Origin of the sequence: Desertihabitans aurantiacus, assembly GCF_003344635.1 — a bacterium.
GTDB classification, from domain to species: Bacteria; Actinomycetota; Actinomycetes; order Propionibacteriales; family Propionibacteriaceae; genus Desertihabitans; species Desertihabitans aurantiacus.
Genome location: NZ_QPKK01000081.1, coordinates 1 through 14218, shown reverse-complemented (window position 1 = coordinate 14218; position 14218 = coordinate 1). Strand labels below are relative to the sequence as shown.

Genomic DNA, 14218 nt, shown 5'->3' with positions numbered 1-14218 from the left:
CCGGCGCCGACACCCGGCAGGCCCGCGGCGCCCCGACCGGGGTGCGCAGCTCCGGCGCACCAGCCCCGGTCGGTCGGACCCGGCTCTGCGGACGCACCCGCCGCCGGCGGACCGGCGGGGCGACCCGCAGCGCGGACTCCGCCAGCGAACCAGCGGTCACGATGGTGGTGCTCATGCTGCCTCCTCGGTGCGTCGAACCCATGTTCGATACCCCTTGTCTACTCGATTCGAACGTGTGTGCCAACTACCTCGACCGGCGTGTTCGAACGCGTGTTCGGGGTTCCGCCGGTCGGCGCCCGTCGGCCGACGTCGAGGACTCCACCAGGAGGCACTGACAGTTTTCGCGCGACGCCGTCCGGGGTCGCGGCTCGCGACCCTCCCGGGCACCGTCGGGGGCGCCCGCAACGGCGCGACGCGCCGAGGTCGAACAGGTGTTTGATTGGTGCCCGCCGGAGCCGTAGCGTCTGCCCCATGGTCCGCAGCACCGATGAGCCGCCCGTCCCCAGCACCCGCCCCTCCGGACGTCGACGCGGACGTCCCAGCGCCGAGATGGTGGCCGCCCAGCTGGCCGAGTCCGGGGCCACCGTCACCTCCCTGCCCGACGGCCCGGAGGACGCCCACGGTCTCACCCCCCGCCAGCGCCGGATCCTCGAGGTGATCAAGGAGTCGGTGGAGCGCCGCGGCTACCCGCCGAGCATCCGGGAGGTGTGCGACGCGGTCGGTCTGGCCAGCTCGTCCAGCGGCAGCCACCAGCTCAAGGTGCTCGAGGCCAAGGGCTACCTGCGGCGCGACCCGAACCGTCCCCGCGCCATGGAGGTGCTGCTGCCCGGTGCGCCGTCGGTGGGCACCGCACCCGACGAGGCGCCCGTGCTGGCCAACGCCGGGGACGAGACCGGGGTGTCGGACGCCTTCCCCACCGCCGTGCCGGTGCCGGTGGTCGGGCGGATCGCCGCCGGTGGTCCGATCCTGGCCGAGGAGGTCGTGGAGGACGTCTTCCCGCTGCCCAAGCAGCTGGTCGGCGACGGCACGCTCTTCATGCTCGAGGTGCGCGGTGACTCGATGGTCGACGCCGCCATCTGCGACGGCGACTGGGTGGTCGTCCGCCAGCAGCCGGACGCCCAGAACGGTGACATCGTGGCCGCCCTGATCGGCGAGGAGGCCACCGTCAAGACCTTCAAGCGCACGCCGGGCCAGGTGTGGCTGCTGCCGCACAACCCGGCCTACGAGCCGATCGACGGCAACGAGGCGACCGTCCTCGGCAAGGTCGTCACGGTGCTGCGCCGGGTCTGAACCACCCGGGCTGGCCCGGCGAGCGGCTAGCGTCGCCCCGTGCCGAGCCCCGACCAGCTGTCCGCCGACCCGTCCGCCCCGGTACCGCGCTCGCGCTGGGCACGGGTGCTCCGGGTGGTGCTCGTCGTGCTGGCCGCCCTGCTCGCCCTGCCGGTGCTGGCCTACGTGGGCAACGGGGTGGTCGGCTCCATCCGGCAGGCCCGGCTGGCCCGAGAGGTCGCCGCCGAGGTGCGCGACAACCGAGCGGTCGCCGAGCCGGAGGTGAGGGCGCTGCGCGACCGCCAGCGGACGGCGGTGGCGGCCGCAGGCGGGCCACCGCCGCGGCACAGCCACCTCGCGCTGGAGTGCCAGCTCGGCACCCGCGACGCGGGCTGGATCGTGCAGGAGCACACCCAGACCTGCTCGGTGCGCAGCATCGACCTCCACCCGGTCGCCGACCGGGCCGCGGCCGAGGCCCTGGTCGCGCGGCTGCCCGCCACCGACTTCGGCGAGGCCACCTCCGCACCGCTGCCCGACGGCTGCTCCCCGCTGCGGAAGCGCTCCGAGGCCGACCTGCCGGCGGTCGAGACGCTGTGGGTCCCGGCAACGGCGGTCGCCGACGACCGGTGCTACCAGCTGCGCACCGACGGCGCCGACGGCACGGGCGGGGAGACCATCGCGCTGGAGGACCTGGAACCGGGCCAGGACTGGGTGGCGGTGGTCACCACCCGCACGGTGCTCCCCGAGCGCGGGATCGGCTGCAGCCCGTGGTCGGTGCTGTTCTGCACCGCACCCTGGGACGAGCCGGTGCGGGACTGACCCGGGGAGCGACCGGTCAGGCCTGCTCGGCCCGGGCCTCCTGCAGCCGCCGCAGCGCCTGCACGGCCACCTCGCGGTCGGTGGTCGACCACATCGGCGGCATCGAGGAGCGCAGGAAGCTGCCGTAGCGCGCGGTGACCAGCCGCGGGTCGAGGACGGCGACCACCCCCCGGTCGCTGGCCCGGCGGATCAGCCGTCCCGCCCCCTGGGCCATCAGCAGCGCGGCGTGGGTGGCGGCGACCTGCATGAAGCCGTTGCCGCCCCGCTCGGTGACCGCCTGCTGGCGGGCCTGCATCAGCGGGTCGTCCGGGCGCGGGAACGGCAGCTTGTCGATGATCACCAGCTCACACGTGTCGCCGGGCACGTCGATCCCCTGCCACAGCGAGACGGTGCCGAACAGGCTGGTGGCCGGCTCCTCGACGAAGCGGCGGGTCAGCTCGGGCAGGTTCGCCTCGCCCTGGCACAGCACGGTGTGGTCCTTGAGCTGGCGGCGGACGTGGTCGGCGGCCACCTCGGCCGAGCGCTGCGAGGCGAACAGCCCGAGCGTGCGCCCGCCGGCTGCCCAGACCAGCTCGGCCACCTCGGCCAGCGTCTCCTCGCTGATCCCGTCCCGCCGCGGCGGCGGCAGGTGACGGGCCAGGTAGAGGATGCCCTGACGCCGGTAGTCGAAGGGCGAGCCGACGTCGATCCCCCGCCAGCTCAGCGTCTCCTCGGTCTGCTCGCCGGGGTCGGGGTCGTCGGTGCGCTCCCCCGGCCACAGCCCGACCGAGCCGGCGGTGGCGTCGAAGCTGCCCCCGAGCTGCAGGGTGGCCGAGGTGAGCACCGTGGGGTGCTGGCTGAGCACGTGGCTGCGCATCAGCCCGGCGACGCTGAGCGGTGCCACCCGCAGCTCGCGGCCGGCACGCTCGCGGTCGACCACCCACACCACGTCGGCCTCGGCCAGCGCCGCCATCCGCTCGGCGAGGTCGAACACCTCCTGGGCGACCGCGGCGGCCTGCCGCTTCTCCGGCTCGTCGGTGGCCTGCGAGGCGCCCTGGCCACCCTTGCCCAGCACCGAGACCACCCGGCGGGCGACGTCGCGGATCCGGCGGCAGGCGTCGACGCAGCCGTGCCCGGGGTCGGTGATCCGTTCCGGCACCGCCGCGTCGAGGGCGACCCGTAGCGTGTCGGCGCTGTCGAGGAACTCCCCGCCCAGGTCGTCGTCCAGCCAGGTCAGGCACCGCTTGGCCACCCGCTCCACCTGGGCCGGGCTGAGCTCCCCGGAGGCCGCCCCGGTGACCCGGGCCACCAGCTCGTGGGCCTCGTCGATGACCACCGCGGAGTACTCGGGGATGGCGGTGCCGCCGTGCATGGCGTCGATCGCCAGCAGCGCGTGGTTGGTGACGACGAGGTCGGCCTCCCGGGCCCGCTCCCGCGACTTCTCCACGAAGCAGACCTCGCCCCACGGGCAGCGCGAGGCCCCCAGGCACTCCCGGACCGGCACCGAGACCTGCGCCCAGGCCCGCGGGCTGTGGCTGGGCGCGTCGTCGCGGTCGGCCAGGCCGCCCTGCTCGGCCTGCTGCTCGGCCCACTCCCGCAGCGCCACCACCTGGGCGCCGACGGCCGACCCGCCCGAGCCGGTGCCGCCGGTGACCGGGACGGTCTCCGCCCCGGTGGGCCCGCTGCTGGTCGGCGCGTCGGTGGCGGACGCGTCCTGGACCAGCGCGCCGGCAGGCGCGTCCTGCACCATCGCCATCAGGTCCGAGCCGGTGACCAGCGCCTCCTGCTCGTCGACGACGCCGTCGCGCACCCGCAGCAGGCAGGCGTGGTTGGAACGTCCCTTGAGCACGGCGTGCCGGGGCCGGCGTCCGGTCACCTCCTCCACCGCGTCGAGGGCGGCCGGGATGTCCTTGTGCGCGAGCTGGGTCTGCAGGGCCAGCGTGGCGGTGGCGATGACCACCCGCTCCTCGGGGTGATCGGTGAGGTGGGCCAGCACCGGGGCGAGGTAGCCCAGCGACTTGCCGGTGCCGGTGCCGGCCTGCACGAGCAGGTGCTGGCCGGTGCGCAGGGTCGAGGCGATGGCGTCGGCCATCTCCTGCTGCCCGGGACGCGCCGTGCCGCCGATGCCCCCGACCGCGGCCTGCAGCACGTCGCGGTGACCGGCGGACGTCGTGGAGGTGGGAGGCACCCGATCACCGTATCCGGCCCGGCCAGGCCCGGACGGGTTCTCCACAGCGTGCCGCCCGGCTGCCCGACGTCACCGGGTGGACCTCCGGCGGACACACGGCTGCAACGTGGCCGACCTAGCGTCGAGGACGACCGACCACGGCGGGAGGAGGCAGGGGTGTACGACGCCGTCGACCCGTTCATCGGCACCGAGGCCACCCGGCTGCCGGCCCCGGACGGCCTGGCCGCCACCTGGTGGTGGCCCAAGCCGCAGATCGGCAACACCCACCCGGGAGCCACCCACCCCTTCGGGATGGTCTCGGTGTGCCCCTACTCCGGCGCCTACCCCACCGGCTACGGCCGCTACGACTTCAACACGGAGGGGGTCCCGCGCACCGTCCACGACGAGATCGTGGCCAGCGGGTTCACCCACTTCCAGCAGTCCGGCACCGGCGCCATCCGCAAGTACTACAACTACTTCCGGGTCACCCCGATGCTCGAGCCGCTGGACGCCCTGGGCACCACCTGGCCGGTCCGCGACGAGGTGGCCCGTCCCGGCTTCTGGGCCGGCACGCTCGGCTCGGGCATCCGTTGCGAGCTCACCGTCGGACCCAAGTCGGCGGTGCACCGCTACATCTTCCCGGCCTCGGAACGGGCTCGGGTCGTGGTGGACGCCTCCATCGGCGGGCTCGCCCTGCCGCACAGCCGGACCGTCCCGCTGCGCGCCCACCTGGCGATGCTGGCCCCCGGCGTGGCCGAGGGCGAGATCACCGTCGAGGGCGTCCCGCTGGCCACCCACGTCCAGGTGCACGCCCCGGGCTGGCGACAGCTGCTGTGGTACGACCGGCGGCTGATGCCCGGCGGCACCCGGCTCGACCTGGACGGCATCCGGCCCACCACGCTGCGCCCCTTCGGGATGGTGTGGAGCGGGCCCAGCCGGGCCGACCAGGTGGTCGAGGTGCGGATGGGCTGGTCGCTGCGCGGCTGCGAGCAGGCGCGGGCCAACCACGACGCCGACCTCGGCCGGCGGGTGACCGCGTTCGGCTGGCGCCGCCGGGCCACCGAGGACGCCTGGCGCAGCCACCTCGGGCGGGTGCAGGTGGAGCCGGTCAGCGGGGAGCAGGAGACGGTGCTCGCCACCGCCCTCTACCACTCGCTGATCAAGCCGTGCTCCGCCCCCGACGAGGCGCCGGGCTGGACCGGCGACGGGCCGTGGGTCTTCGACGTCTGCACGATGTGGGACATCTACCGCACCCAGCTGCCGCTGCTGACCCTGCTGTTCCCCCAGCGCGCCACCGACCTGGCGGTCTCGCTGCTCACCGTCTGCGAGGAGGAGGGGAACCTGCCGATCGGCTACCGGATGGCCAAGGGCGCCGACCGGTTCTCCCGGCAGGCCAGCGCCCTGGCGCACCTGCTGCTGGCCGACCTGTGCGAGCGCGGCGTCTCCGGCATCGACTGGGACTGGGCGCTGGTCCACCTCGAGGCCGACCTGCGCCGTACCTACGGCGAGGACTACCTGGTGCACCAGGTGGCCCACCCGATCAGCCACACCCTCGACCTGGCGATGGCCTACCACGCCACGGCCGCGGTGGCCCGCCGGGTCGGCGACCGCGCCCTGGCCCGGCAGCTGTCCGGTCTGGCGGGCGGCTGGATCAACGCCTTCGACCCCGACACCGGGCTGCTGGTCGACTCGACCTTCTACGAGGGCGGCCGGTGGAACTACTCCTTCCGGCTGCTGCACGACATGCGCGCCAGGATCGAGCTGGCCGGCGGCGACACGCCGTTCGTGGCGATGCTGGACCGCTTCTTCGGCTACGGCCAGCCGCCGGTGCGCCAGCCCGGGGTCGGACCGACCAGCGCCGAGCTGCAGGCCGGCTACGCCCTGGGCCGCTTCGAGGGCCTGAACAACGAGCCCGACTACGACGCCCCGTGGGCCTACCACTGGGCCGGACGCCCCGACCGCACCGCGGAGGTGGTGCAGCAGGTGCTGCGCTCCCAGTTCGGCACCGGTCGCGGCGGGCTGCCCGGCAACGACGACTCCGGCGGGCTGAGCGCCTGGTACGTGTGGGCCACCCTCGGGCTGTTCCCGGCACCGGGGCAGTCGCTGTTCCTGCTGCACCCGCCGGCGGTGCCCTCGGCCAGCCTCGTGCTGGAGGACGCCGAGCTCGCCGTGCACGCCCGCGGTCTGACCCCACCGCGGCCGGGACGGGTCGACCACGTGCAGTCGGTCACCCTCGACGGCCGGCCGCTGGAGCGGGCCTGGCTCAGCGCCGCGGAGCTGCGGGAGGCCAAGGAGCTGGTGTTCACCCTCGGCCGCGAGCCGAGCGGCTGGGGCCGGCAGCACCGCCCGCCCTCGACGTCCGACCCCCGACCACCCGACCCCACCCGGAGGTGACCGTGTCCGCTCCCGTCCCCGCCCTGCCGGGCGAACCGGCCGGACGCCGGCTCGTCCTCGTCGTCCGCGCCGACCCCGTCATCTGCGGCCACTCCGGAGAGGCCCGCTGCCTGGCCGAGGTGGCCCTGCAGCGGGGCTTCACCGACGTCCGCATCGTCACCTGGACGATCGACCGGCTCGAGGCGAGCGGCCTGCCGCTCAAGCCGTTGGAGACCGTCACCCCCTACAGCCCGGGGATCACGGTGGAGCGTCCCGAACCCGTCGGCGACTACCGGGTGCCCGACGGCCGGCACCTGGCCGGGCTCACCGGCCGGCTGGTCGAGCTGTTCACCGACGGCGTCCCGACGGTGGCGATGTCGCTCTACCTCAGCCCGCACACGGTGGCCGTCAGCGACGCCGCCCGGATCGCCCGCCGGCTCGGCTCCGACGTGGTGACGATCGCGGAGGCGGTCGGCTCCGACATCACCAACGTCGTCCGCGACTGCGTCGCCCACGGCCGGCACGGCGCCGCCGCGCACGTGCTCACCAGCTACCTCGACAGCGACGTCTGCGTCGCGGTCTCCCGCTACACCAAGGACCTGGTGGTCTCCGAGGCCCGTCGGCTGGACGCGCTCAGCGGCACCTCCTTCGCCGACGAGCTGGCCGCCCGGGTCGGCGTCTCCTACCCCGCCATCGACACCGCCGCCTACACCGGGCTGGACCCCGAGCAGACCCGGCGGGTGCTCCAGCGGCGCGGGCTGACCCCCGGCGGCTACGTGCTCTTCCTCTCCCGGCTGGCCTCGGCCAAGGGGCTGGACGACCTGCTCGGCGGCTACGTCGGCAGCCGGACCAGCGAGCGGCTCCGGCTGGTGATCGCCGGCCGCGGGCCGAAGGAGGACGACCTGCGCCGCTGGGTCGCCGACTCCGGGGTGGCCGACCGGGTCGACCTGCTCACCGATGTCGACGACGCGGAGAAGCCGGCGCTGATGGCCGGCTCGGCGGCGTTCGTGCTGCCCAGCCGGCCGCAGCCGGAGTTCGTCGAGACCTTCGGGATCGCGCTGGTGGAGTCGATGCTGGCCGGCGGAGGACCGGTGATCACCTGCGACACCGGCGGCATCCTCGAGGCCGTCGGCGACACCGCGGTGGTCGTGCCCACCTCCGACCCGGACGCCGTCCGGGCCGCCCTGGACGAGGTGGTCTGCGACTGGTCGGAGCAGCGCCGGGCCGAGACGGCGCGACGGGCGAGGGCGTTCGCGCTCCAGTTCGACCGGTTCGTCGTCTTCGACGCCCTGTTCTCCCGGGTCCTCGACGCCCCCGTGGGCGAGGTGGCCTGACCCCGGTCCCGGCCCGGGCTCAGCCGGCGGTCCGGACGCACCAGGCCCGCGGCTGCAGGGTCCAGGTGCTGTGCCGGCGACGGCCCACCAGGTCGCCGTCGGCGTTCACCCTGAAGGTGTCCTCCGCCACGGCCTCGACCTGCACCCGACGTCCCCGCAGCAGCCGGACGTCCGCGCGCTCGAGGTGCCGACCGGCCCGCAGGTCGCGGGCGAACGCCAGCCGGCTGGCCCAGCCGGTGGCGGTGCAGACGACGACATCGGCCAGCTCGTCGTCCGGGGTCGCCGTCGGGGCCACCGGCGTCCCTCCGCCCACCGAGCTGCCGAGCGCCACCGAGACCATCAGCGTCCGCGAGGCACCGTCGAGCACCACCTCGCCGTCGACCAGCAGCCGCAACCGCCAGCCACGGGCACCGATGCCGGCCCGCACCGCGCCGAGGAGGTAGCCGGTCCGGCCGAGCACACCCTTGACCTCCCGGGCGTAGGCCGTGGCCTCGGCCGCCACCCCGACGTGCACCACGTTGACCACCACCCGGCCCTGGTCGTCGTGCAGCAGACCCATCGGCCGGGTCGGCCCGGTGAGGGCGACCTCGACCGCCCGCCCGGGATCCAACGGGATGCCGTGCCCGCGGGCGAAGTCGTTGCCGGTGCCCATCGGCACCAGCCCGAGCGGGCCCGCCGTCGCCAGCACGTCCCGCTCGACCATCGCCTGCAGCACCGCGTTCAGCGACCCGTCCCCACCGACCACGACGACGGAGCGGCCGGCGGCACCGCTCACCAGCTCCGCGAGCTCCCCGTCGGGCCCCGGCACGGCCACCTCGACGTCGGACAGCTCGCGGAGCCGCCTGAGCACCGCCGTCACCTCGGCGTCGTCCGCCGAGCCCGCGGCGGCGTTGGCGAGCACCAGCACCGGTGCGTCCGCGTCCGTCAGGTCCGCGCGCGGCTGGTCGGGGTGCTGCCGCCCGGGTCGGGGCGTCCCACTGGCTGAGTCGGTCACCACGGCAGTATCAGGCAGTGGTGGGCTGCGGCGCATGACCGACCCTGCCGGCGCGCACCGCTACACCCACGGCCACGCGGAGAGCGTGCTGCGCTCGCACCGCTGGCGCACCGCGGAGAACTCGGCGGCCTACCTGCTCGACCGGCTTCGGCCGGGGCTGGCGCTGCTCGACGTGGGGGCCGGTCCCGGCACGCTGACGGCCGACCTGGCCGAGCGGGTGGCCCCTGGGCCGGTGACCGCGCTGGAGGCGACGCCGTCCGCGCTGGAGGTGACCCGGACCGGGCTGGCCGGGCGCGGGGTGGCCGCAGAGCTGGTGGTGGGTGACGTGCACGCCCTCGACCTGCCCGACGGCACCTTCGACGTGGTGCACGCCCACCAGGTGCTGCAGCACGTGGCCGACCCGGTGCGCGCGCTGGCCGAGATGGCACGGGTGACCCGGCCGGGTGGGGTGGTGGCGGTGCGCGACTCCGACTACGCCGCCTTCACCTGGTGGCCGCGGCTGCCCGAGCTGGACGCCTGGATGGCGCTCTACCAGCAGGTGGCCCGGGCCAACGGCGGCGAGCCGGACGCCGGCCGACGGTTGCACGCCTGGGCGCGGGAGGCGGGGCTGACCCGGCTGCACCTCGGCTCCAGCACCTGGTGCTTCGCCACCCCCGAGGACCGGGCGTGGTGGGGCGGGATGTGGGCCGACCGGGTCACCACCTCGGCGATGGCCGAGCAGGCGGTCGCCGACGGCTACGCCACCGCGGGCGACCTGGAGCGGATCGCCGACGGCTGGCGGGCCTGGGCCGAGCACCCCGACGGGTGGATCTCCCTGCTGCACGGCGAGGTGGTCGCCGAGGTCTGAGCCGGGTGCTCGCCCTTCGACAGGCTCAGGGCGCTGGGATCGGGTGGCTCAGGGCGCTGGGATCGGGTGGCTCAGGGCGCTGGGATCGGGTGGCTCAGGGCGCTGGGGCCGTCAGACGGCGTAGCGCTCCAGGTCGGCGGCGAGGTCGGCGTGCACGCGGGCCACCAGGCGGGTCCCCTCCGCGGTGTGCTCGCTGGTGATGAACTCCCCGGTGGTGTGGATCCGGTCGATGAGGTCGCCGCGGGCGTACGGCACCAGGGCGCGCACCTCGACCTCGGGCCGGGGCAGCCGCTGCTCGACCTGCCGGCGCAGCTCGTCGGTGCCCTGCCCGGTGCGGGCGGACACGACGACCGAGTCCGGGTGGTGCGTGCGCAGCACGGTGAGCGTGTCCGGGCTGGCCAGGTCGGCCTTGTTGAAGACCATCAGCTCCGGCACGGAGGCGGCGCCGATGTCGGCGAGCACCTTGCGGACCGCGGTGATCTGGCCTTCGGGGTCGGGGTCGGCGGCGTCCACCACGTGCACCAGCAGGTCGGCCCGCGAGGTCTCCTCCAGCGTGGAGGCGAAGGCCTCGACCAGGTCGTGCGGGAGGTGGCGGACGAAGCCGACGGTGTCGGTCAGCGTGTACACCCGCGAGTCGGCTGTCTCGGTGCGTCGGGTGGTCGGGTCGAGGGTGGCGAACAGGGCGTCCTCGACCAGCACCCCGGCCGAGGTCAGCCGGTTGAGCAGGCTGGACTTGCCGGCGTTGGTGTAGCCGACGATGGCCACCGACGGCACCTGGTTGCGGACCCGCTCGGCCCGCTTGGTGGTGCGGGTGGAGTCGAGGTCGCGCAGCCGGGCCCGCAGCTGGGCGATCCGGGTGTTGATCCGTCGGCGGTCGGTCTCGAGCTTGGTCTCACCGGGACCACGACCACCGATGCCACCGCCGGCGGCGGCCCGTCCACCGGCCTGCCGGGAGAGGTTGCCACCCCAGCCGCGCAGCCGCTGCTTGAGGTACTGCAGCTGGGCCAGCTCGACCTGGGCCTTGCCCTCCGCGCTCTTGGCGTGGGAGGCGAAGATGTCGAGGATCAGCGCGGTCCGGTCGATCACCTTGACCTTGACCCGGTCCTCCAGGTTGCGCAGCTGGGCCGCGGTCAGCTCGCCGTCGCAGATCACCGTGTCGGCGCCGGTGGCCACGACCACCTCGCGCAGCTCCTCCACCTTGCCGCGTCCGATGTAGGTGGCGGCGTCGGGCCGCGGGCGACGCTGCACCAGACCCTCCAGGACGTGGCTGCCGGCGGTCTCGGCCAGCAGCTTCAGCTCGGCCATCGCGTTGTCGGCGTCCACCTCGCTGCCGGTGGTCCACACGCTGACCAGCACCACCCGCTCGAGCCGCAGCTGGCGGTACTCGACCTCGGTGACGTCGGAGAGCTCGGTGGACAGCCCGGCGACCCGGCGCAGCGAGTGGCGGGCCTCCAGGTCGAGCTGGTCCCCATCCGGGTCGAGCGCGTCCGGGTCGGGGCCGTCGGGGTCGAGCAGGTCGTCGTCGCGCTCGTCGAGGACGTCGTCGTCGGTGTCGAGCGGGCGGAGGTCGTCGAGGTCGGGCTCGAAGCGGGAGCCGCCGGAGTGCGGGAGTGCTGTCATCGTCGGACCAGCCTACTCGCGGCGTGTGAGGGCCGACCAGACGTTTACGTCCTCAGCCGGGCAGCAGCACCTCACCCCGGGCGACGATCTCGGCCGGGCCGGTCAGCCAGGCCCGCCCGTCGGCCAGCTCGACGGTGACGGTGCCGCCCGGGACGTCGACCCGCCAGGTCCCCTCGGACACGCCGAGGGTGGCGGCGTGCGCCGCGGCGACCGCGACCGTGCCGGTGCCGCAGGACATCGTCTCCCCCGACCCGCGCTCGTGCACCCGCATCCGCAGGTGCCGCTCGTCGACCACCTCGACCACCTCGACGTTGGCCCCGTCGGGGAACCGCTCGGCCGGCTCCCAGCGCGGGGCGGGCCGCAGGTCGAGGCTCCCCAGCGACGGCGTCTCCGGTCCGTCGTCGAGCAGCACCACGGCGTGCGGGTTGCCGACGTCGACCGCCGAGGCCCGCCAGCGGTGCGCCGAGCCCTCGCCGCCGACGGTGATCTGGACCGCGTCCGGCTCGACCGTGACCGGGCCCATCGCCACCCGGTAGCCGCCGGCGGTGACGGTGACCGGACGCAATCCCGCGCGGGTGGCGACCGGCACCTCGGGACCGTCGGCCAGACCGTCCTCGATCAGCATCCGGGCGAACACCCGCACGCCGTTGCCGCACATCTCGGCCACCGAGCCGTCGGCGTTGCGGTAGTCCATGAACCACAGCGACGGGTCGCCGTCCCACTCGGCGATGTGCTCGGCCTTGATCGCGCGCAGCAGCCCGTCACCGCCCACCCCTGCCCGCCGGTCGCACAACCAGCGGACGTCGTCGTCGGAGGGGTCGAGGAGCCCGTGCCGGTCGACCACCAGCACGAAGTCGTTGTGGGTGCCGTGACCCTTGGCGAACGGCCAGCTGCGCATGGGCCCCATCCTGCCCGACCGGGCCCAACGCCCCGGCCGTCGTCCGGTCAGCGCCCCGGCAGCAGCGTCAGCACCGCGTCGAGGAGCTGCTCCGGCGGCGCGAGGGCGTCCAGCCAGATGATCCGGGGGTCGCGGCGGAACCAGCCGAGCTGTTTGCGGGCGAAGCGGCGGGTGCCGGCCACCGTGCGCTGGCGGGCCTCCTCCTCGGTGCACTCCCCCGCCAGGTGCTCCAGCACCTGCCGGTAGCCCAGCGCGCGCGAGGCCGTCCGGCCCTCCCGCAGCCCGGCCGCCTCCAGCGCCCGCACCTCGGCGACCAGCCCGTCGGCCCACATCTGGTCGACCCGCCGCTCGATCCGGGCGTCCATCTCGGCCCGGTCCAGCTGCAGCCCGACCTGGACGGTGCCGGGGCGGTGGTAGCGCGGCTCCGGCAGCTCGGCGGTGAAGCCGCCGGTGAGCTCGACCACCTCCAGCGCCCGGACGATCCGCCGGGCGTTGCCGGGTTCGATCCGGGCGGCCGCCTCGGGCGCGAGGCGGACCAGCCGCTCGCGCAGCACCTCCAGCCCCTCGGTGGCGAGCTCCTCCTCCAGCCGCGCCCGCACCGCCGGGTCGGTGCCCGGGAAGTCGAGGTCGTCGAGGACGGCCCGCACGTAGAGGGCAGAGCCCCCCACCAGCACCGGCAGCACCCCGCGGCGGTGGCAGTCCTCCACCGCGGCCCGCGCCATCGTCTGGAACTCGGCGACCGAGGCGGTCTGGGTGACGTCGAGGACGTCGATGAGGTGGTGCGGGACGCCGCGGCGCTCGGCCTCGGTCGGTTTGGCGGTGCCGATGTCCATGCCGCGGTAGACCAGCATCGAGTCGGTGTTGACCACCTCCGCCGGCCGTCCGCCGGCGCGCAGCGCGAGGGCGACGTCGACGGCCAGGCGGGTCTTGCCCGACGCGGTGGGGCCGATCAGGCTGAGCAGCCCGTGCTGCGGGCTCACGACCTGGGCTCGGACGGCCCCGGATCGGCCAGCGCGCGACGTCCGAGCGGCAGCGGCTCGAGCTCCTCGGCGGGCAGCGCGGGCTCGCTCAGGCGGGCCAGCAGACCCTCGCGCCGGCTCCGGTACTCCTGCTGGTCCTGCTCCTGCGTGGTCCGGGCGGTGCTGAGCCGCTGCTCGGCCTCCTCGACGGCCCGGTCGAGCTGCTCACGCCGTTCTTGCTGCTCGTCGAGGAACTGATGCCGGTGCCGGCGCAGCAGGAACCACCCCCCGCCCACCAGGACGACGGCGAGCACCAGCAGCACCACCGCGAGCTCCTGCGCGCCGGAGAGTGCGAGCAGACCCAGCACCAGCGCCGCTCCGGCGCCGGCGAAGCACCCGATGGCCGGCACGGGACGCCCGGGGCGCAAGGCACCCACCTCCGCCCGCGCCCGGCGGACCGCCTCGGTGTCCAACCCGTGCTGGTCGCCGGTCAGCTTCCATCCGCCACGGCGGATCACGACCTCGACCGGCGCGTGCTCCAGCGCCGGCGGGAGCTGCTCGGCCTGCTCGCGCAGGTGCGGTCGCAGCCACTCCAGTGCCCGGGCGCGGTGGGCGGGCTCCTCCTCGTCGGCCAGCCCGAGCACCCAGTCCAGCACCGGGGTGGGTGGCACGGCGGGTTCGGCCGACCCGTCCCGCTCGGGGTGCTCGATCACCGCCCGCAGCTCGGCCGCGCGCAGCAGCAGGTGGCGCTCGGCCGGGCTGCCCTCGGCCACCATCCGCGAGACGACCTGCTGCAGCCGCTGCCCGGCGTCCGGCCGCGACGCCGGCTCCTCCGGCTCCCCGGAGGCGCGCCACCTCCCGACCCGCAACCGGGCCGGCTGCTCGGGCCCAGCGGGCTCGGAGCCCTGCCAGAACCGCTCCAGCTCTGCCAGCCGGTGCCCCGGGTCGTCGCCGCCGGC

The 14218-nt window shown here is 75.1% G+C and carries 11 protein-coding genes; 5 read left to right on the top strand and 6 right to left on the bottom strand.

The window, feature by feature from the left end; all coding sequences use genetic code 11:
• Positions 1-471 precede the first annotated feature (471 nt).
• Both lexA and DVA66_RS08665 read left to right on the top strand, forming a co-directional pair.
• Complete coding sequence (lexA, locus tag DVA66_RS08670) at positions 472-1290, top strand: transcriptional repressor LexA (RefSeq protein WP_114559722.1); 819 nt, start codon at positions 472-474, stop codon at positions 1288-1290.
• A gap of 39 nt (positions 1291-1329) precedes the next feature.
• The gene (locus tag DVA66_RS08665) at positions 1330-2088 is read left to right on the top strand and encodes a hypothetical protein (RefSeq protein ID WP_114559721.1); all 759 of its coding nucleotides are present in this window, start codon (positions 1330-1332) and stop codon (positions 2086-2088) included.
• Positions 2089-2104: 16 nt separating this feature from the next.
• Here DVA66_RS08665 and DVA66_RS08660 read toward each other — a convergent pair whose 3' ends face one another.
• Positions 2105-4159, bottom strand: a complete 2055-nt coding sequence (locus tag DVA66_RS08660) for an ATP-dependent DNA helicase (protein WP_114559725.1) — start codon at positions 4157-4159, stop codon at positions 2105-2107.
• A 252-nt stretch (positions 4160-4411) separates the two neighbouring features.
• Between DVA66_RS08660 and DVA66_RS08655 the strand changes: the two genes are divergently transcribed.
• Positions 4412-6628 carry a glycoside hydrolase domain-containing protein gene (locus tag DVA66_RS08655; protein WP_114559720.1) on the top strand — a complete coding sequence of 739 codons (2217 nt, stop codon included), beginning with the start codon at positions 4412-4414 and terminating at the stop codon, positions 6626-6628.
• A 2-nt stretch (positions 6629-6630) separates the two neighbouring features.
• Complete coding sequence (locus DVA66_RS08650) at positions 6631-7941, top strand: glycosyltransferase (RefSeq protein WP_232821850.1); 1311 nt, start codon at positions 6631-6633, stop codon at positions 7939-7941.
• A 19-nt stretch (positions 7942-7960) separates the two neighbouring features.
• Here the strand turns inward: DVA66_RS08650 and DVA66_RS08645 are convergent, their stop codons facing one another.
• Complete coding sequence (locus DVA66_RS08645; RefSeq protein WP_157973917.1) at positions 7961-8935, bottom strand: diacylglycerol/lipid kinase family protein; 975 nt, start codon at positions 8933-8935, stop codon at positions 7961-7963.
• 34 nt (positions 8936-8969) lie between these two features.
• Here DVA66_RS08645 and DVA66_RS08640 point away from each other — a divergent pair, with 34 nt between their 5' ends.
• A complete protein-coding gene (locus tag DVA66_RS08640) occupies positions 8970-9782 on the top strand; it encodes a methyltransferase domain-containing protein (protein WP_114559718.1) in 813 nt (270 codons plus the stop codon).
• A gap of 111 nt (positions 9783-9893) precedes the next feature.
• Here the strand turns inward: DVA66_RS08640 and hflX are convergent, their stop codons facing one another.
• The 4 genes from hflX to DVA66_RS08620 all read right to left on the bottom strand — a co-directional run.
• Positions 9894-11402: a GTPase HflX gene (gene hflX, locus DVA66_RS08635; protein WP_114559717.1), complete on the bottom strand. Its 1509-nt coding sequence runs from the start codon at positions 11400-11402 to the stop codon at positions 9894-9896.
• A 52-nt stretch (positions 11403-11454) separates the two neighbouring features.
• Complete coding sequence (gene dapF / locus DVA66_RS08630) at positions 11455-12300, bottom strand: diaminopimelate epimerase (protein WP_114559716.1); 846 nt, start codon at positions 12298-12300, stop codon at positions 11455-11457.
• Positions 12301-12347: 47 nt separating this feature from the next.
• Entirely contained in the window at positions 12348-13280 is a 933-nt protein-coding gene (gene miaA, locus DVA66_RS08625) for a tRNA (adenosine(37)-N6)-dimethylallyltransferase MiaA (RefSeq protein ID WP_198671604.1), read from the bottom strand.
• Positions 13277-14218 (bottom strand): hypothetical protein (locus tag DVA66_RS08620; protein ID WP_157973916.1); only part of this gene is annotated, 942 nt, incomplete at its 5' end. The genes miaA and DVA66_RS08620, both read right to left, overlap by 4 nt.